Origin of the sequence: Komagataeibacter melaceti (assembly GCF_003403295.1) — a bacterium.
Lineage (GTDB): Bacteria > Pseudomonadota > Alphaproteobacteria > Acetobacterales > Acetobacteraceae > Komagataeibacter > Komagataeibacter melaceti.
The window spans coordinates 23,218-41,160 of sequence record NZ_QUWV01000020.1 but is presented as its reverse complement, the minus strand read 5'-3'; the positions used below and the strand labels follow the sequence as shown (position 1 = coordinate 41,160).

The 17,943-nt window shown below is 65.5% G+C and carries 20 protein-coding genes; 16 read left to right on the top strand and 4 right to left on the bottom strand.

Features of this window, described 5'->3' with window-relative positions:
• Nucleotides 1–61: 61 nt before the first annotated feature.
• Entirely contained in the window at nucleotides 62–451 is a 390-nt protein-coding gene (gene yajC, locus DY926_RS02335; RefSeq protein ID WP_116701917.1) for a preprotein translocase subunit YajC, read from the top strand.
• Between the two features lie 85 nt (nucleotides 452–536).
• A complete protein-coding gene (locus DY926_RS02330) occupies nucleotides 537–1,976 on the top strand; it encodes a sugar porter family MFS transporter (RefSeq protein ID WP_186336045.1) in 1,440 nt (479 codons plus the stop codon).
• 78 nt (nucleotides 1,977–2,054) lie between these two features.
• On the opposite strand, the gene DY926_RS02325 is transcribed toward DY926_RS02330, so the two are convergent.
• Complete coding sequence (locus DY926_RS02325) at nucleotides 2,055–2,663, bottom strand: superoxide dismutase (protein ID WP_025813884.1); 609 nt, start codon at nucleotides 2,661–2,663, stop codon at nucleotides 2,055–2,057.
• A gap of 129 nt (nucleotides 2,664–2,792) precedes the next feature.
• Here DY926_RS02325 and DY926_RS02320 point away from each other — a divergent pair, with 129 nt between their 5' ends.
• Entirely contained in the window at nucleotides 2,793–3,647 is an 855-nt protein-coding gene (locus DY926_RS02320) for a squalene/phytoene synthase family protein (protein ID WP_116701915.1), read from the top strand.
• A 19-nt stretch (nucleotides 3,648–3,666) separates the two neighbouring features.
• On the opposite strand, the gene DY926_RS02315 is transcribed toward DY926_RS02320, so the two are convergent.
• Complete coding sequence (locus DY926_RS02315; protein WP_116701914.1) at nucleotides 3,667–4,542, bottom strand: NAD(P)-dependent oxidoreductase; 876 nt, start codon at nucleotides 4,540–4,542, stop codon at nucleotides 3,667–3,669.
• A 188-nt stretch (nucleotides 4,543–4,730) separates the two neighbouring features.
• Between DY926_RS02315 and DY926_RS02310 the strand changes: the two genes are divergently transcribed.
• Complete coding sequence (locus tag DY926_RS02310) at nucleotides 4,731–5,684, top strand: bifunctional enoyl-CoA hydratase/phosphate acetyltransferase (RefSeq protein ID WP_116701952.1); 954 nt, start codon at nucleotides 4,731–4,733, stop codon at nucleotides 5,682–5,684.
• Nucleotides 5,685–5,705: 21 nt separating this feature from the next.
• Here DY926_RS02310 and DY926_RS17205 read toward each other — a convergent pair whose 3' ends face one another.
• A complete protein-coding gene (locus DY926_RS17205; protein ID WP_158551899.1) occupies nucleotides 5,706–6,005 on the bottom strand; it encodes a hypothetical protein in 300 nt (99 codons plus the stop codon).
• A gap of 50 nt (nucleotides 6,006–6,055) precedes the next feature.
• On the opposite strand from DY926_RS17205, the gene DY926_RS02300 reads away from it, so the two are divergent.
• Nucleotides 6,056–7,552, top strand: coding sequence for a malate:quinone oxidoreductase (locus tag DY926_RS02300; protein ID WP_116701913.1), 1,497 nt, complete (start codon nucleotides 6,056–6,058; stop codon nucleotides 7,550–7,552).
• A gap of 45 nt (nucleotides 7,553–7,597) precedes the next feature.
• On the opposite strand, the gene DY926_RS02295 is transcribed toward DY926_RS02300, so the two are convergent.
• Nucleotides 7,598–8,206: a LabA-like NYN domain-containing protein gene (locus DY926_RS02295; protein WP_116701912.1), complete on the bottom strand. Its 609-nt coding sequence runs from the start codon at nucleotides 8,204–8,206 to the stop codon at nucleotides 7,598–7,600.
• A 192-nt stretch (nucleotides 8,207–8,398) separates the two neighbouring features.
• On the opposite strand from DY926_RS02295, the gene folK reads away from it, so the two are divergent.
• From folK to DY926_RS02240, 11 genes are all read left to right on the top strand, one after another.
• Nucleotides 8,399–8,932 (top strand): 2-amino-4-hydroxy-6-hydroxymethyldihydropteridine diphosphokinase, encoded by a 534-nt coding sequence (gene folK / locus DY926_RS02290; protein ID WP_186336044.1) that lies wholly within the window; start codon nucleotides 8,399–8,401, stop codon nucleotides 8,930–8,932.
• An 81-nt stretch (nucleotides 8,933–9,013) separates the two neighbouring features.
• Complete coding sequence (gene rpoZ / locus DY926_RS02285) at nucleotides 9,014–9,406, top strand: DNA-directed RNA polymerase subunit omega (protein ID WP_116701911.1); 393 nt, start codon at nucleotides 9,014–9,016, stop codon at nucleotides 9,404–9,406.
• 60 nt (nucleotides 9,407–9,466) lie between these two features.
• Nucleotides 9,467–11,761, top strand: coding sequence for a RelA/SpoT family protein (locus DY926_RS02280; protein WP_116701910.1), 2,295 nt, complete (start codon nucleotides 9,467–9,469; stop codon nucleotides 11,759–11,761).
• A gap of 3 nt (nucleotides 11,762–11,764) precedes the next feature.
• The gene (gene acpS, locus DY926_RS02275) at nucleotides 11,765–12,178 is read left to right on the top strand and encodes a holo-ACP synthase (RefSeq protein WP_116701909.1); all 414 of its coding nucleotides are present in this window, start codon (nucleotides 11,765–11,767) and stop codon (nucleotides 12,176–12,178) included.
• Nucleotides 12,179–12,303: 125 nt separating this feature from the next.
• Nucleotides 12,304–13,110, top strand: coding sequence for a signal peptidase I (lepB, locus tag DY926_RS02270; RefSeq protein WP_116701950.1), 807 nt, complete (start codon nucleotides 12,304–12,306; stop codon nucleotides 13,108–13,110).
• 2 nt (nucleotides 13,111–13,112) lie between these two features.
• On the top strand, nucleotides 13,113–13,889 hold the full coding sequence (gene rnc, locus DY926_RS02265; protein WP_116701908.1) for a ribonuclease III: 777 nt from the start codon (nucleotides 13,113–13,115) through the stop codon (nucleotides 13,887–13,889).
• Nucleotides 13,886–14,800: a GTPase Era gene (gene era / locus DY926_RS02260; protein WP_116701907.1), complete on the top strand. Its 915-nt coding sequence runs from the start codon at nucleotides 13,886–13,888 to the stop codon at nucleotides 14,798–14,800. The genes rnc and era overlap by 4 nt, the downstream gene beginning before the upstream one ends.
• A 117-nt stretch (nucleotides 14,801–14,917) precedes the next feature.
• Nucleotides 14,918–15,661 carry a UMP kinase gene (gene pyrH / locus DY926_RS02255; RefSeq protein ID WP_116701906.1) on the top strand — a complete coding sequence of 248 codons (744 nt, stop codon included), beginning with the start codon at nucleotides 14,918–14,920 and terminating at the stop codon, nucleotides 15,659–15,661.
• Nucleotides 15,662–15,731: 70 nt separating this feature from the next.
• On the top strand, nucleotides 15,732–16,298 hold the full coding sequence (gene frr, locus DY926_RS02250) for a ribosome recycling factor (RefSeq protein WP_116701905.1): 567 nt from the start codon (nucleotides 15,732–15,734) through the stop codon (nucleotides 16,296–16,298).
• 128 nt (nucleotides 16,299–16,426) lie between these two features.
• Complete coding sequence (gene uppS / locus DY926_RS02245; protein ID WP_241503013.1) at nucleotides 16,427–17,101, top strand: polyprenyl diphosphate synthase; 675 nt, start codon at nucleotides 16,427–16,429, stop codon at nucleotides 17,099–17,101.
• Nucleotides 17,085–17,924, top strand: coding sequence for a phosphatidate cytidylyltransferase (locus DY926_RS02240; protein WP_116701903.1), 840 nt, complete (start codon nucleotides 17,085–17,087; stop codon nucleotides 17,922–17,924). Before uppS ends, DY926_RS02240 begins: the two co-directional genes overlap by 17 nt.
• The last annotated feature ends 19 nt before the right edge of the window (nucleotides 17,925–17,943 follow it).

The following is a 17,943-nucleotide window of genomic DNA, read 5'->3' as shown; positions in this document are numbered from 1 at the left end:
CTATGGTCCGCATGGCAAACCCGCAACCCGTTCCATTTCCTCTTGTGCCGGAAAGATAGCAATGCCTTCGATTTTCAACGATTTATTGACCACGCCCGCCCATGCCCAGTCCGCGGGTGGCGGTTTCCTGAGTGCTGACGGGTTTATGGCGGTGCTGCCGTACGTGGCCATGTTCGGTATTTTCTATTTCCTGCTGATCCGCCCGCAGCAGGTCAAGCAGAAGCAGTTGCGCAACCAGATTTCCAGCCTGCGCCGGGGCGACCGGGTGCTGACGGCGGGCGGCATCATCGGTGTGGTGCACAAGGTGCAGGCGGATTCGAACGAGATGGAAGTCGATATCGCGCAGGGCGTGCGCGTGCTCGTGCTGCGTGACACCATCAGCTCCGTCATCACCAGCAGCGCCACCCCCGCCAATGACACGGCCCCCGAAAAGCCCGTGAAGAAGGCGTAAGGCCACCACCTAGCCACATTCACCCACCCACGGTTGAACTTCCCCCGCGTTGTGCCGTTCCTGACTTAAAGCAGGAGAAGGCATAATGCAGAGGCAGCCCGGCATTACGCAAACCAGCCCGACCATCCGGCATGGTCCGGCCATACGCGGGCGCGCCGGGCTGATTGGGGGGCTGGCGGCACTGTCCGGCATCCTGTTCGGGCTTGATACCGGGGTGATGTCCGGCGCGCTGGACCTGATTACGCAGGAATTCATCCTGTCGGACTTCCAGCGCGAGGCGCTGGTGGCCGTCATGCTGCTGGGGGCGGCGATCGGCGTGCTGTGCGCGGCGTGGCTGTCCCATGCATGGGGGCGCAAGCGCACGCTGGTCCTGACGGCGGGGCTGTTCGTGATCGGCCCGTTATTGTGCGCCGAAGCCTCCTCGTTCCACATGCTCATGCTCGCCCGCATGCTGCTGGGGCTGGCCACGGGGGCGACCACGTTCGTCACCCCCCTCTATATTGCCGAAATCGCTGATTCAGGCCGCCGGGGCGCCATGATCCTAGGCTACCAGATCATGATCTCGCTGGGGCTGCTCTCGGCCTTCGTGTCCGATGGGCTGTTCTCCTATTTCGGGGTCTGGCGGTGGATGCTGGGCATTGTCGGCTTTCCCGGCCTTGTGTTCATGATGGGGGTGCTGTTCCTGCCGCCCAGCCCGCGCTGGCTGCTTGCGCAGGGGCGTGAGCGTGATGCGCGGCGGGTGCTGATCGAACTGCGCGGCCTGCCCCGGCTGGTGGTGGCGGAACGTAACGCCATCATGGCGCAGCTTGCCGCGCGGCGCGACGGGATCGGCAGTTTCGTGAATGACCCCAACTGCCGCCGCGCCATGTGGCTGGCCGTGGGGTTGCAGACGGCGCAGCAGTTCTCGGGCATCAATGCGGTGCTGTATTATGCGCCCCATATCATCGGGCTGGCGGGGTATGGCCAGAAGGTGCAGGTGTGGGGACCGGTCGGGATCGGGATCATCAACCTCCTCTCCACCTTCGTCGCCCTGAACTGCGTGGACCGGATCGGGCGGCGGCCAATGCTGATTGGCGGGTTCGCGGTGATGGCGGTGGCCATGGCGGCGCTGGCGGTCGCGTTTGGCAGTGGGACGGGGATGGCCCCCGTGCCCGGCATGCGGCTGCTCATGGGGGCATCCATGCTCCTGTTCGTGGCAGCGTTCGCGTTTTCGGCGGGACCGCTGGCGTGGCTGCTCTGTGCCGAGATCCTGCCCTTGCGGGGGCGTGAGTTCGGCATGGCGTGTTCTACCTGCGCCAACTGGATCGCGAACATGCTGGTCAGCATCACGTTCCTGACCGGGCTGGAGGTGTTGGGGGCGGGGCGTGTCATATGGGGATACGCAACGCTGAACGGACTGTTCATGCTGCTGGCGATACGCTTCGTGCCCGAAACGCGGGGCATGACGCTGGAGCAGATCGAATCCGAACTCATGCGCGGCACGCCGCTGCGCGCGCTGGGCAGGCTGGCGCGGCAGGGCCGCTAGCCGCCACGGGCCATGTGATGGAGCACAAAAAAACCCGGCGCGAGGCCGGGTTTTTCCGTATCTGGCCTGTGGGCCGGATCAGGCGGACTGAAGCTGCGCCTCGGCGAACTCGTAGTTGGCCAGCTTGTCCAGGTAGTTGACGATGTAGTCGGGGCGACGGTTGCGGAAATCCAGGTAGTAGGAGTGTTCCCACACATCCAGACCCAGCAGCACCTTGCCATGGCCTTCGGCCAGCGGGTTGGAGCCGTTGCCGGTCTTGGTCACCTTCAGCTTGCCATCGGACGCCAGCACCAGCCATGCCCAGCCGGAGCCGAACTGCGAGGCGGCAGCGGCCTTGAAGTCGGCCTTGAACTTTTCGATGCTGCCGAAATCCTCGACCAGCTTCTTGGACAGGGAGTCGGGGATCGCACCGCCCTTGGGCGACAGGTTGTGCCAGAACAGGATGTGGTTCCAATGCTGGCCCGCGTTGTTGAACACGGGGGCGAGGTCGGGCTTGCCCTTGACCATGAGGATGATTTCCTCAAGCGACTTGCCCTGGAGTTCCGGCTTGGATTCGACAAAGCCGTTCAGGGCCGTCACATAAGCCTGATGGTGCTTGTCGTGGTGAAGTTCCAGTGTTTCCTGGCACATGCCACGGTTGGCAAGCGCGTTATAGGCGAAGGGAAGGGACGGCAATTCGAAAGCCATGAACATTCTCCTGAAAACTGCAAGGGGCGGCGCGTGGCCACCATATCCAAATTGCTATGGATGCGGAGCAGGTGCGTCAAGTGACGGACCGATGAGCAGGCCCGCCCGGTACCTTCCGGCCCAAACGCCATGACCGGCCCGATGGATGCATCCCGATCGGGCGGGGCAGGTCATTCCCTCACGCATGCCGCGCGCCAGGCGGACCCTGACCGCTTCTTCTGCGCGCTGTTCCTGTCGCCCCCCGCGCGGGAGGCGGCAATGACGCTGATCGCGTTCAACCATGAATGTACGCGGGCCGTGGCCACGGCGGCATCGTGGTCGGTGGCAGGCCCCATGGCGGGACTGATCCGGCTGCAATGGTGGCGTGACGTGCTGGAAAGCGGCAACCCGCACCGCCATGACACGGCAATCGCGCTGCTTGGTCTGCTGGCGCGCGGGGCGGTGTCGGCCACGGTGGTGGACGGCATCATTACGGCACGGGAAAGTGAACTGGAGGGCCTGCCCGACCAGCCCGCATGGCAGGCCAGCATGCTGGGGGGCGCGGGCGGCGTGCAGGTGGCCATTGCGCAGGCCGCCGGTGTGACCGATCCCGCGCAACTGGAGCGCGTCCGCCTTATGGGCGGGATTTACGGGGTGGGGGCGCTGGTGCGCTACCTGCCCGCCGTGCTGGCGGCCGGGCGCTGCCCCCTGCCTGAGGACATGCTGGCCGAGGCAGGGCTGACGCGCGATGGCCTGCGCACCGGGCAGGCGAATGCGGCGCAGGTCGCGGCACTGCGTGAGGGCCTGCGCCAGCAGGGGCGCGCATGGCTGGCGGATGTGCGTGCGGGTGCGCGCCTGCCGCGCACGGCGTTCAGCACGGGCCTGCCCGCCGTGCTGGGACTGCGCGACATGCGGCCCCGCGCCGCGCGGGACGATGGCCTGTCACCACGCGGGCTGGGCGACCGGCTGGCCGTAATGGCCGCGCTGCTGCGGCGCAGGCTGTAGGCCGGAGGTCGCTCAGGGATCAGGGCGTATTGGCCACCATGCCCTCCATGACCGCGAACAGGGCGGAATAATCCTCATCCGGGTGGCGGCGGCGGGTGAGCGACAGGCCCTGCGTGGCGGCCGCCATGGCGGGGAGTGGCGCGGTCTGGCGCGCAGCGTCGGTCATGAGCAGGCGCATGTCCTTCTGCATCAGGCGCGCGGGGAACTGCGGGCTGAAATCGCGCGCCTTCGCGGCCTTGAGCTTGCGCTTGTGGTGGGGCGAGATCACCGGCACTTCATCGAGCGCATTGAACAGCATGTCACGGTCAAGCCCGGCCGCCAGCCCATAGGTCACGCCTTCCGCCACTACGGCGAGCGTGGCCCCCATGATGCCGTTGATGACCAGCTTCAGTTTCGCGCCGCTGCCAATCGGGCCTGCATGGATGGTCAGGCGGCCAATGGCGTCGAATACGGGCTGTGCCTGGCGGATGTCATCCGCCGATCCCCCGGCCAGCACGATCAGGTTGCCCGATTCCGCCTCGGGCGTGCTGCCCGCCACGGGGGCGTCGATCAGGCGGATGTTGCGCGCGGCGCATGTGGCGGCCAGCGCCTCGGTCGTTTCGGGGGCGACGGTGCTGGTATTGATCAGCAGGCTGCCCGCTTTCAGCCCCGCAAGCGCGCCATCCGGGCCGTGCATGGAGGCATCCAGCGCCTCGTCATCCGGCACGCAGGCGATCAGGATACCGGCTTCCTGCGCCAGTGCGCGCGGCGGGGAGACGAAACGCGTGCTGCCATCGCCCCCCTTGCCCGATGGCGTATAGGCGGCGATCTGGTACCCCGCCCTGACCAGATTGGCGCCCATGCGCGAGGCCATGGCGCCGAATCCGACAAAACCGATCAGGGGAGCAGTAGACATCACATTCTCCTTGCGTGGTGTGCAATGGGCCGCCCGTGGCGGGGCGGCAGGCGGCCGCCAGCATGCATGAGCCCGCGCCCGGACGCCATGCGGGGGCTGCCCCTCGCATAAAGATGATGGCGGGGAGGGGCGGGGTCCTGTGGCATCAGGGGCTGACGGCCTGCCGTAACGGGAAAAAAGATAAAGACATGATGCGGTCCCTGCATTTTTTTGACGATCTTGCCAGAACCCTTGCCCGCCATCCCCCCATGGCGCTGGGGGTGGTCTATCCATGCAGCGTACCCGCCCTGCAGGCCGCGGCCCGGATCGTGGCGCAGGGCATGGCCGTGCCCACCCTGATCGGTCCCGCCGCCCATATGCGCCAGATGGCCGCGACCGCCGGAATCGATCTTGGCGGCTGTATGTTCGTGGATGTGCCCACGGCAGAGGACGCGGCCCATATGGGCGTGCAGATGGCCCATGCGGGCAAGGTGGCGGCGCTGATGAAGGGCTCACTCCATTCGCGCATCTTCCTGCATGAACTTGGCCACCATGAAGGCGGGCTGCGCACCACCCGGCGCATGAGCCATGTCTATGTGATTGACGCGCCGCAGGCCCCGCGCGTGCTGCTGGTGACTGATGGCGCGGTGAACATCGCCCCTGAAATCGAGGCCCGGCGCGATATTGTCCAGAACAGCATCGACCTCGGGCACATGCTGGGCATGCCGCAGCCCCGGGTGGCGCTGCTCTCGGCGGTGGAGATGGTCAACCCGGCACTCCAGTCCACGCTGGACGCGGCGATCTTGTGCAAGATGGCCGAGCGCGGGCAGATCACCGGCGGCATCGTTGACGGCCCGCTGGCGTTCGACAACGCCATTAGCCCCGAGGCCGCGCGGTGCAAGGGTGTCGTCTCCCCCGTGGCGGGGCTGGCGGATATTCTTGTCGCCCCGGATCTGGAGGCGGGCAACATCCTTGCGAAACAGATGACCTTTATCGGGCAGGCGCAGGCGGCGGGCATTGTCATGGGCATGCGTGTGCCCGTAATCCTGACCAGCCGGGCCGACCCGGTGCCGGTGCGGGTGCTGTCGTGCCTGGTGGCGGCGGTCATGATCCGGCAGGGTTACGGCGCAAGCCCGGTGGCGCGCATGGATCAATGCGGTTAATGCATATATACAATGCATGAATCAGTTACCAGTTCCCGCCCGCCGCCGCGCCAGCCCACAGGGCCGGGTATTCCGGGCGGTGGGGGTGGTGTCACGCCTGATGCGCGCGCCATCATGGCGGGCAGGGGCCATGTTCCTCGCGCAGAGATGATGCCCCGCCCCGGCGCACATGATGGCAAGGAAGGGGCGGATACCGGATTGAATCCGGTCCATCTCGGCGCAGGCCCGGGACAGGCCAGCGCGGCGGATGCCGCTGGCGCCAGATATGAACGTGCAATCAGGCCGGGCTTGCCCGCGCCGCCGGGCGGGCTGCCCGGTCAAGCCGATGAACAGCCACGCAGCGGGTTTCCGATGCCGATCCGGAGAATGTCATGACCTCGAATCCTTCATCCGCCGTTTCCACTTACGATGTTGTCCTGATTGGCGGCGGCGTTATGAGCGCCACACTGGGCGTGCTGCTGCGGCAGCTTGAACCCAACCTGTCCATCGCCCTGTTCGGGCGGCTGGATGACGTGGCGCTGGAAAGTTCCAATGGCTGGAACAACGCGGGCACCGGCCACTCCGCCCTGTGTGAACTCAACTACACACCCCTGCGCCCGGACGGGAACGTGGATATTTCCAAGGCCGTGAACGTCAACGAGGCCTTTCAGGTTTCACGCCAGTTCTGGTCCTATCTGGTGGAATCGGGGCAGATTTCCTCGCCGCGTGATTTCCTCAATCCCATCCCGCACATGAGCTTCGTGTGGGGGGCGGAGAATGTGGATTTTCTGCGCCGCCGCCATACGACGCTGCAGGAACATCCGCTGTTCTCGGGCATGTCGTTTTCAACCGATGAGGGGCAGTTGCGCCAGTGGATGCCGCTGGTCATGCATGACCGCAAGCCCGGCGAGCAGCTTGCCGCGACGTGGCACCCGGCGGGAACGGACGTGAATTTCGGCGCGCTGACACGCCGCCTCATCGGTATCCTGAAAAGCAGGCCGGGTTTTGAACTCAACCTTGGCCACGAGGTGGAAGACCTCAAGCCCGCCGGGAATAATGAATGGGACGTGTCGGTGCGCTCCATGCATGGCGGGGCCGAGCGTAAGGTGCGGACGAAATTCGTGTTTATCGGCGCGGGTGGCGGCGCGCTGCCGCTGCTGCAGAAAAGCGGCATACCGGAGGCGCGCGGCATTGGCGGCTTCCCCGTCAGCGGGCAGTTCCTGCGCTGCACCAACCCCGAGATCGTGGCGCGCCACCATGCCAAGGTTTACGGCAAGGCATCGGTCGGCGCGCCGCCCATGTCGGTGCCGCATCTGGATACGCGCGTGATCGACGGGCAGCGCGGCCTGCTGTTCGGCCCGTATGCCGGGTTCTCCACCAAGTTCCTGAAACAGGGATCGTGGCTGGATCTGCCGCGTTCGATTCGTATGGACAATATCGGGGCGATGCTGGCGGTGGCGCGCGATAACTGGCCGCTGACCCGCTACCTGATCCAGCAGGTGCTCCAGTCCGCCGATGACCGGATCAAGGCGTTGCAGGATTTTGTCCCCTCCGCGCGCAAGGAGGACTGGGAACTCATTACCGCGGGCCAGCGCGTGCAGGTGATCAAGAAAGACCCCGCCCGTGGGGGCGTGCTCCAGTTCGGCACGGAGGTCGTGACCGGTGCGGGCGGGTCCATCGCCGCACTGCTGGGCGCCTCGCCCGGCGCCTCGACCGCAGCCCCCATCATGCTGACGGTGCTCCAGCGCTGCTTTGGTGGCCGCCTGCCGCAATGGGCGGGCCGCCTGCGCGAGATCGTGCCCTCCTACGGCAGCAAGCTGGCGCAGGACCCCGACCTGTGCGCGCAGGTGCGCGAACGCACCCGCACGATCCTGCAACTGGAAGGCTGAAAACGGTTCCGCCCGGCCTTGGGGGCCGGGCGGATGGTTCAGTTGCTATTCCTCGTCATGCTCGCTCATCTGGTCGGCCGGATGGCGGACAGGCGGCGCGGGCGGGCGCGGGGGGCGGTTGTCGATCTGGCGGCGCATGAAATGCGTTGCGATATCAGCCAGTTCAATGAACTGGTCGGCCTGTCGGCGCAGTTCATCACCAATCAGCGGGGGCGAGGTCTTGATGGACCCGACCACGGTGGTGCGCACGCCCTGGCGCTGCACGGATTCCAGCAGGCGGCGGAAATCTGAATCCCCGCTGAACAGCACGGCGTGGTCGATGCGCGGGGCCATTTCCATCATGTCCACCGCCAGTTCCACATCCATGTTGCCCCGCACGCGGCGGCGGCCACTGTTGTCAATGAACTCACGCGCGCTTTTGGTCACAAGGGTGTAGCCGTTATAGACAAGCCAGTCCGTCAGCGGCTTGAGGGGCGAATACTCGTCCGTGTCCAGGACGGCGGAGTAGTAATAGGCTCGCAATACGTTTGATTTTGAACGGAAGAACTGCAGCAGCTTGCGATAATCGACCTCAAATCCAAGATTGCGGGAAGCGGAATACAGGCTTGTGCCATCTATAAACAGGCAGAGCCGCTCCTGAGGTTGAAAAAACATTTATGGTCTGTCCCTGAAAAAAGAAAGTGAATGCGTGTCGGTCAGGTTAAATTCTGTCTGGTATGTATTCCGCATCGAAGTGAAAGTTGTCGGGTAACGCTGTTTCATGATGTATGAAGCCGGTATCCTGCCAGAAGTTTCCCAGAGGGTGGATTACTACCCGACCATAACCGTCCGGAATACAGATTTCATATGACAATGCTGCAATCTGCTTCTTCGCGTACCGACATCCTGATTGCGGTTGGCGCAAACCTGCCACGCGAAAGTGGTGAAACTGCGGCCGAAACCTGCCTGTGGGCCGTGGAGCAGCTTGCCCGGATCGAGGGGCTGTCCGTCGTGGCGGTGTCGGACTGGTATGAAAGCGCACCCGTACCCCCGTCGGGCCAGCCGCCCTATGTCAACGGCATGGTGCGGCTTTCGGGTCAGGTGGACCCGGCATGGCTGCTGGACAGGCTGCACGGGATCGAGGCCGCAGCCGGGCGCAGGCGCACGGTGGCCAACGCCGCCCGCCCGCTCGATCTTGACATCATCGCCATGGGGGATCTGGTCCGGACAGCGCCCGACCCCATCCTGCCGCACCCGCGCGCCACGCAGCGTGCCTTTGTACTTCTGCCGCTGCGCGATGTCATGCCGGACTGGCGCGATCCGGTCAGCGGGCAGGCGCTGGACGCGCTGCTGCCCGCCGTGGCGGGACAGGAGATCACCCGCAGGGCCGCGGCTGACTGAAACCTTGCATCAGGACGGGGGTGGGGGTAATAAGGTAAATTCTGATCCACACAACCAATTAACAACCGGAGTTCAGGCCTGATGGCACGCGTCACTGTCGAGGACTGCGTTGAGCGGGTTCCCAATCGTTTTGAACTGGTGCTGCTGGCGGCCCAGCGCGCGCGCGCCCTGTCGCGTGGCGAGGAAATGACGATTGACCGTGACAACGACAAGAACCCCGTTGTCGCCCTGCGTGAAATTGCTGACCAGACCGTGGGTCTGGACCAGATCCGCAGCGACCTCATCCGTTCGCTGGCCCGCGCGCCCGAGCCCGAGCCTGCTGATGAGGAAGTGGTCGACCTGATCCCGACCGAGCAGAACATCTTTGGTCTCCAGGATGTCTCGGCCGAGGAAGAAGCCCGCCATTCCGGCGGCATGTCGGCTGAAGAACTGGAAGCCTCGGTCGAGGCGGCCCTGAGCGGACGCGGCCGGTAACATCTGACGAAAGGGTGGAAGGTGACTGACCCGGTCAGATCGGAAACGACATCTTCCTCCGTGCCCGCGCCCGTCGCGGGCGGAGTGGCCGAAGGGGATGCGCTGGCCCTTCCCGCCCGCAAGGGGGAAGGGGAGCGCGCCATTACGTGTGAGGGGCTGATCCGCCGCATCCACGCGTATGACCCCACGGCCGACGCGGACCTGATCCGCCGCGCCTTTGCCGTGGCGCAGACGGCCCATGCCGGGCAACTGCGCGACAATGGCGACCCCTACATCATCCATCCGCTGGCCGTCGCCAACATACTGGCGGGCTTCCATCTCGATATTTCCTCAATCATCACGGCGCTGCTGCATGATACGATCGAGGATACGGGTGTAACCCAGCAGGAACTGCGCGAGCAATTCGGCAACACGGTTGCCGATCTGGTCGATGGCGTCACCAAGCTGACGCGACTGGAGCTCCAGTCCGACCGCACCAAGCAGGCCGAGAACTTCCGCAAGCTCGTGCTGGCGATGTCGCGCGACATCCGCGTGCTGCTGGTCAAGCTGGCCGACCGCCTGCACAACATGCGCACGCTGCATTACGTGCAGCGTCTGGACCGCAGGCAGCGCATCGCGCGCGAAACCATGGAAATCTACGCCCCCCTTGCCGGCCGTATCGGCATGGACAAGGTGAAGGGCGAACTGCAGAACCTCTCCTTCGCAGCCCTTGAGCCGGAGGCGATGGCCACCATCCGCGCCCGCCTCAACTACCTGCGCGGGCAGGGCGCGGACGTGATCGAGGAAATCCGCCGTGAGCTTCTGGCCCTGTGTGCCGAAGCCGGGCTGGAAGGCGTGGATGTGACGGGGCGTGAAAAGACGCCCTATTCCATCTGGGAAAAGATGCAGCGGCGCAATGTCGCGTTTGAGCAGCTTTCCGACATCATGGCCTTCCGCATCATCGTTCCCACGCGGGAGGCCTGCTACATCGCGCTTGGCGCGGTCCATGCCGCCTATCCGGTCATTGCCGGGCGGTTCAAGGACTATATCTCCACCCCCAAGGCCAACGGTTACCAGAGCCTGCATACCGGGGTGACGCTGCGCCATCCGCGCAACCAGAAGATCGAGGTGCAGATCCGCACGGCGGAAATGCATGACGTGGCAGAAAACGGCGTGGCCTCGCACTGGCTGTACAAGCAGTTGCCCGATGCCGCTGCGGCCGGTGAGACGCGGGGCGTCATCTCGGGCCTGCGCTGGGTGCAGGATCTGCTGGATATTCTGGAAGATTCAGCAGCACCCGATGAGTTCCTCGAGAACACGAAGCTCGAACTCTATCAGGATCAGGTTTTCTGCTTCACGCCCAAGGGGCAGCTGATTTCCCTGCCGCGTGGCGCAACGCCGGTCGATTTCGCCTATGCCGTGCACAGCCAGGTGGGTGATGCCTGCGTGGGCGCGCGCATCAATGGCCGCCTCATGCCGCTGCGCCATGAACTGCAGAATGGCGATCAGGTCGAGATCATGACCGCACGCGGGGGCACGCCCTCGCCATCGTGGGAGCGGTTTGTCGTCACCGGCAAGGCGCGGGCGCGTATCCGCCGCCATGTCGCCCTGCAGCAGCGCGAGGCGCATCTGGAAAGCGGCCGCGTGGCATTGGCCAAGGCCTTCCGGCAGGAAGGGGTGGACGGTTCGGAAAAGGTGCTGGACAGCCTGCTCAAGGATCTGCGCCTGCAATCGGTGGCTGACCTGTATGTGGCGGTGGGCAATGGCAACCAGTCCGCGCGGGAGGTCGTGCAGCTTGCCTATCCCGAACTGCGTCGTGCGCCGCGCGCACCGCGCATGGTGCCGGGCCTGTCCATGCGCGCGCCCGTTGGCGGTGGCCCCGGCGGTGGTGCCGCGCGGCGCAGGCCTGCTGCGGCGGGCATGGCGCTGGCCGGGGTTGGGGCTGGCATGGCGGTGCATTTCGCCGGGTGCTGCCATCCGCTGCCCGGTGACCGGATCGTGGGCATCGTCTCGACCGGCAAGGGGATCACCGTGCATGCGCAGGGTTGCCAGACGCTGGAAACCTTTGCCGCCACGCCCGAGCGGTTCATGGACCTTGACTGGGATTACGACCTGATCGCCCGCAACGCCACCGGCCACCATACCGGCAGGCTGAGCGTGGTCACGGCCAATGAACCCGCCATGCTGGCCACGCTGACCAACATCGCCGCCAAGCATGAAGGGGTGATGGTCAACCTGCGCATCGTCAACCGCCAGCTCGAATTCATGGAAATCCTCGCGGATATCGAGGTGCGTGACCTGCGGCACCTGACCGCCATCATGGTGGGGCTGCGCTCGGCCAAGGGCGTGGTGCAGGTCGAGCGGGCAAGGGGCTAGGCCATGCTGATCGGCATGGGCTCCGACCTGTGCGATGTCAGGCGGATCGAGGCGGTACTCACCCGCCACGGCCCGCGCTTCGTGCAGCGTGTGTTCACTGCCCATGAACAGGCTGCGGCCGAACGCAGGCAGGGGCTGGCCCGCCTTGGTACCTATGCCAAGCGCTGGGCGGCAAAGGAAGCCTGCGCCAAGGCGCTGGGCACGGGTTTTGCGCACGGGGTGTTCCAGCGCGACATCGGGGTTGAAAACCTGCCCGGTGGCCAGCCGGTCATCCGGCTGGCGGGCGGGGCGCTGGCTCGGCTGGAAAAGCTGCGGCCCGCGGGCTGCGAGGCGCGGATTTTCCTGACCATGACGGATGAACACCCCTATGCCTTCGCGCAGGTCATGATCATGGCGGAAAAGACCGGCGCGGCCTGATCCCCATGCAGCGGGTGCGCGCAATGCTTGACAGGCAGGTGGCGCGTGGGCTTGATCCGCACGTTATTCGTCCGGCGATTGCCGTCCGGTCGATACCAGATCCGGATTAAAGAACAATTATGCCCATGGACGATAACAAGACCCTTTCCTCCCAGCCCGGAACCGGCCCGTCACGCCGGGATGGGGGGCTGATGGAACTGCTGCGCACCATTGTCATTGCGGGTGTGCTGGCCATAGGCGTGCGTACCGTGCTGTTCGAGCCGTTCAATATCCCGTCCGGCTCCATGATCCCGACATTGCAGGTGGGTGATTACGTATGGGTGGCCAAATACAGCTATGGCTATTCCCGCTTCGCGCTGCCCGGTTCCCCCAACCTGTTCCAGGGGCGGATTTTCGATCACACCCCCCACCGGGGCGATGTGGCGGTCTTCCGCTTCACCAAGGATACGTCGATCGACTATATCAAGCGCATCGTCGGCCTGCCCGGTGACCATGTCCAGATGCGTGAGGGTCACCTTTACCTCAACGGTCAGGAAGTCCCGCGTGAGCCGGAAGGCGAGTACGTGGCGATAGATGAACACCGCACCCATATGGAGGGGGACCGCTACCGCGAGATTCTGCCCGGCAGTGACGGGCGCGGGCCGGTCGCCCATGACATCCTGAAACTGACCGATGAGGGCGGCAAGAACGACACGCCTGAATATGTCGTGCCGCCGGGTTACTTCTTCGCCATGGGCGATAACCGTGATGACAGCGCCGACAGCCGCTTCATGGGCGATGAACCGCAGGATCTTGGCTTCGTGCCCATGGAAAATCTGGTGGGGCAGGCCAAATGGATCTTCATGTCCGTCGATGGCATGCATCCGTTCTGGCAGTTCTGGTACTGGCCGGCCGAAATCAGGTGGAACCGCCTGTTCATGGGAGTTCGCTGAGCATGGAGAGCGCGCGCGTTCCCGCCGCTGAGATCAGGCGCCTGGAAGAGCATCTGGGCTATCATTTCGTCCAGCCGGCCCTGCTGCTGCAGGCCCTGACGCACCGCTCCGCCGCGCATGAGCGCAATGGCGGCCGCCGCGCGCGCCAGAGTGCGGCGAAACGTGGCGTCGGCTCCAACGAGCGGCTGGAATTCATGGGCGACCGCGTGCTTGGCCTGCTCATGGCGGAATGGCTGCTCGAACGCTTCCCCGATGAGCAGGAGGGCGCGCTCGGCCCCCGCCATGCCCATCTGGTCTCGCGCACGGTCCTGGCCCGGATCGCGCAGGCCATGGACCTGCATGCGGCACTCGACGTGGCCGAGCATGAGGCGCGCGCCGGGGTGCGGCAGACCGCCAACGTGCTGGCGGATGCGGTAGAGGCGATACTGGGCGCGATCTATCTTGATGGTGGGCTGGAACCCGCGCGCGGCTTCGTGCGCAGGATGTGGAATGACTCCATCGTGGCGCAGGCCCACCCGCCCAAGGACCCCAAGACCGCGCTGCAGGAATGGGTGCTGGGGCGCGGGCTGGCCCTGCCGCAGTACCGCGTGGTTTCATCCGATGGCCCGTCGCACGCGCCGCGTTTCGTCATTGCGGTGGACGTGCAGGGAAAAACCGGGCAGGGCGTGGCCGGAAGCAAGCGCGCCGCCGAGAGCGAGGCCGCATCCGACCTGCTGCGCCAGCTTGGCGCGGAACGGCAGGCTACCCCCACCCCCGACCGTAAAGGGCACGGACAATGACCGATCAGGATCAGGACAGGACGACACGCTGCGGTTTCGTGGCCATCGTGGGCGCGCCCAATGCGGGCAAGTCCACGCTGCTCAACCGCATGGCGGGCACCAAGCTGTCCATTGTCAGCCCCAAGGCGCAGACAACGCGCTTCCGGGTGCTGGGCATTCTCATGCGCAACCAGACCCAGATCCTGCTGGTGGATACGCCGGGCATCTTCCAGCCCCGGCGCAAGCTGGACCGTGCCATGGTCGCCGCCGCGTGGACGGGATCGGAAGACGCGGACATCACGCTGCTGATCGTCGATGCCCGTGCGGGCATGACCGATGCGCTGCGCGCCATCGCCACAAGGCTGGCGGAGCAGAAGCGCAGGCTGTGGCTGGTGCTGAACAAGACGGACCTCGTGCGCCGTGACGCGCTGCTGCCCCTGACGGCGGAACTGTCGTCCATCCTGCCGGTCGAGCATGTGTTCATGGTCAGCGCGCGTTCGGGCGAGGGGGTGGATGACCTGCTGGACCGTCTGGCGGCCGACCTGCCCGTGGGGCCGTACCTGTATCCCGAGGATGACCTGACCGACCTGCCTGACCGCCTGCTGGCGGCGGAACTGGTGCGCGAGCAGATATTCCTCCAGACACACGAGGAAGTGCCCTACGCCGCAACGGCCGAGACCGAAGGCTTTGCGGAGCGGCCGGACGGCTCGGTGCGGATTGACGTGACCATCTATGTGGCGCGGGCTTCGCACAAGGCCATCCTGATCGGTGAGCGCGGCAGCCGGATTCGCGCCATAGGCGAAAAGGCGCGGCGTGAACTCGGCCGCCTGCTGGGCCGGACATGCCACCTTTTCCTCAACGTCAAGGAGCGCGCCGGATGGGACGAGGAGCGCGCCCGCCTGCGCGCCATCGGGCTGGATGACGCATCCTGAATCCTCAAAAGAGGGGCATCATCGGCTTGTGGGGGGGGGCATCCCTCTATATGACAGGGCATGGCCGGGTGGCCTGCCCGATCCTAGCCCTGTTAGTCTGACCTGTTCTGAGGACCAATGACCCAGCCTGCCGCACCCCAGTCCGTTGCCTCCTACAAGCGCGTCCTCCTGAAGGTGTCGGGGGAGGCCCTGATGGGAAGCGGGTCTTACGGGGTCGATCCGGCCACGGTTGACGCCATCGCGGCCGATGTGGCCGCCGTGGCCAGCACCGGGATCGAGGTCTGCCTGGTGATCGGTGGCGGCAACATCTTTCGCGGCATGGCCGCCGCCGCCCGCGGCATGGACCGCGCGCAGGGCGATTACGCCGGCATGCTGGCCACCGTCATCAACGCGCTGCTCATGCAGAACGCGCTGGAGCGGCATGGCGTGCCCACGCGGGTCATGACCGCCATCCACATGTCATCCATAGCCGAGCCGTATATCCGCCGCCGCGCCGTGCGGCATATGGAAAAGGGCCGGGTCGTGATCTTTGCCGCGGGCACGGGCAACCCGTTCTTCACGACCGATACGGGTGCCGCGCTGCGCGCCGCGGAAATGGAGTGTGACGCCCTGTTCAAGGGCACGCAGGTTGATGGCGTCTATTCCGCCGACCCGCGCAAGGACCCCACGGCCCAGCGTTACGAGACCCTGACCTATCGCGATGTCCTTGCCAATGACCTTAACGTTATGGATGCGGCAGCCATCAGCCTGGCGCGCGAAAACCGGCTGCCCATAGTCGTATTCAATATTCATGAGCACGATGCCTTTTCGCGTGTCATGCGCGGCGAAGGGCGTTTTACCACCATCGTGACGGCGGACTGAGGGCAGGGCAGTTCCCTGCTGACGCGGTTGCCATCATGGTGGCGGAAGAAAAATTAGGAGGAGGGCCACGGTGTCTGTCGATCAGAAAAGTTTGCTGGCGGATCTGACCCGCCGTATGGACGGCGCGATTGAAAGCCTGCGTCGTGATTTTGCCGGCCTGCGTTCCGGCCGCGCCAGCCCGGCGCTGCTGGAGCCGGTGCGGGTGGAAGCCTATGGTGGTGAAGTGCCGCTGACACAGGTTGGCTCCATTGCCGTGCCCGAGGCGCGCATGCTGACGGTGCAGGTCTGGGACCGCACGCTGGTGGGCGCGGTCGAGCGCGCCATCCGTGATGCCGGTCTGGGCCTGAACCCGGCGGCCGATGGCCAGACGGTGCGCGTGCCCATTCCCCAGTTGACCGAGGAGCGGCGCAACGAACTGGCGCGCGCGGCGGGCAAGTACGCGGAAAATGGCAAGATTGCCGTGCGCGGCGTGCGTCGTGACGGCATGGACCAGACCCGCAAGCTCGAAAAGGGCAGCGAGATCAGCGAGGATGACGTCAAGGTCTGGTCCGATGCGATCCAGAAGCTGACGGACCAGTACGTCAAGCGCGTTGACGAACTGCTGGCTGAAAAAGAGCGCGAGATCAAGCAGGTCTGATCGGTCGGTGAGCGCCGCATTCACTCCGCTTCTCCCCATGCGTGACTGAGTAGGGGGATCAGGGCTTGTCCGGGTCAGATCATCGGGTCGCGGGTAATCCGTGCCTGCCGGAGCATGTTGCCATCATCATGGATGGCAACGGGCGGTGGGCCAACCTGCGCGGGCTGCCGCTGCTGGCGGGGCACCGCGCCGGGGGGGAGGCGGTGCAGCGCACCGTGCGCGCCGCCGCCAAGCGTGGCGTGAAGTGGCTCACGCTCTACGCTTTCTCATCCGAAAACTGGCGGCGTGCGCCGGGCGAGGTCGCTGACCTGACCGGCCTGCTGCGCTATTACCTGCGGCACAAGGTGGCCGAACTGTCACGCGAGGGCGTGCAGTTGCGGATTATTGGCGACCTGAGCCGCTTTCCGGTCGATATTCAGGAAGAAGCCCGCCGCGCCGAGCAGGTGACGGCGGCTAATGGCAGGCTGGTGCTTGTGCTGGCGCTGTCCTATGGCGGGCGGGCCGATATCGTGCAGGCCGCCGTACGGATGGCACAGGCCGTCTCGCGCGGCGAGATTGCCGCCAGTGCGATTGATGAAAAGGTTTTTGCCGGTGCGCTCCAGACCGCCGGCATGCCCGACCCTGACCTGATCGTGCGTACAAGCGGGGAATGTCGTCTGTCCAACTTCCTGCTATGGCAGTCGGCCTATGCCGAACTGGTGTTCCTCGAAACCCCATGGCCGGATTTTGACGAGACGCATTTCGATACCGTCCTGGCGATCTATTCGCGACGTGAAAGGCGATTCGGTGCAAGGCCAACCTGAAAAGCGTGACAGCGCGCCTGCCAAGTCCGGCAACTGGAAAGACCTGCGCGCCCGCGTGCTTTCGGCCGCCGTGCTGGTGCCGCTGGCGGGCGTGTGCGTATGGGCGGGCGGGCTGGTTTACGGTGCGCTGATCGTGCTGGTCATGGCGGGCATGGCGAGCGAGTGGGCGCGCATGTTCGGTTTCGGGCTGCGGGTGCGGCGCGGGCAGCTATGCATGGCATGGGCGGCGTGCATGGGCATTACGGCGGTGGCCGGGCACTGGGGCGGCGCGCTGCTGCTCATGGTGGCGGCGGGCGTGCTGGGTCCGGCGCTATGGGCGGGGCAGGTGGCGATAGGCTGCGCGGGCCTGTCGCTGCTATGGCTGCGCTACATGACTGATCCCGGCTCGGGTGTCGTGCTGTTTCTGGTTGCCTGCGTGGCGATGAGCGATACGGGCGCCTACATGGCGGGGCGCATTTTTGGCGGCCCCAAGCTTGCACCACGTATTTCACCTGCCAAGACATGGTCCGGCTCCATCGGCGGGCTGCTCAGTGCGGTGGTGATGGGCATGGTGATCGCGCATTTCCTGCCTGGCGCCATGCCGGGGGCGCTGTGGCGCGGTGCGGTGTTCGGCGGGCTTGTGGCCATTGCCGCCCAGATCGGTGACCTTGCGGAAAGCGCGCTGAAGCGCGCGCGCGGCGTGAAGGACTCGGGCACCATCCTGCCCGGTCACGGCGGTCTTCTGGACCGTTTCGATGGCCTGCTGGTTGCGGCCCCCATGGCGGCATTGCTGTCATTATGGGCAGTCGGCCGGGCTGCTTTCTGGTATGTGGGGCTGCACTGAAGCCATGGCCCGGCCATGA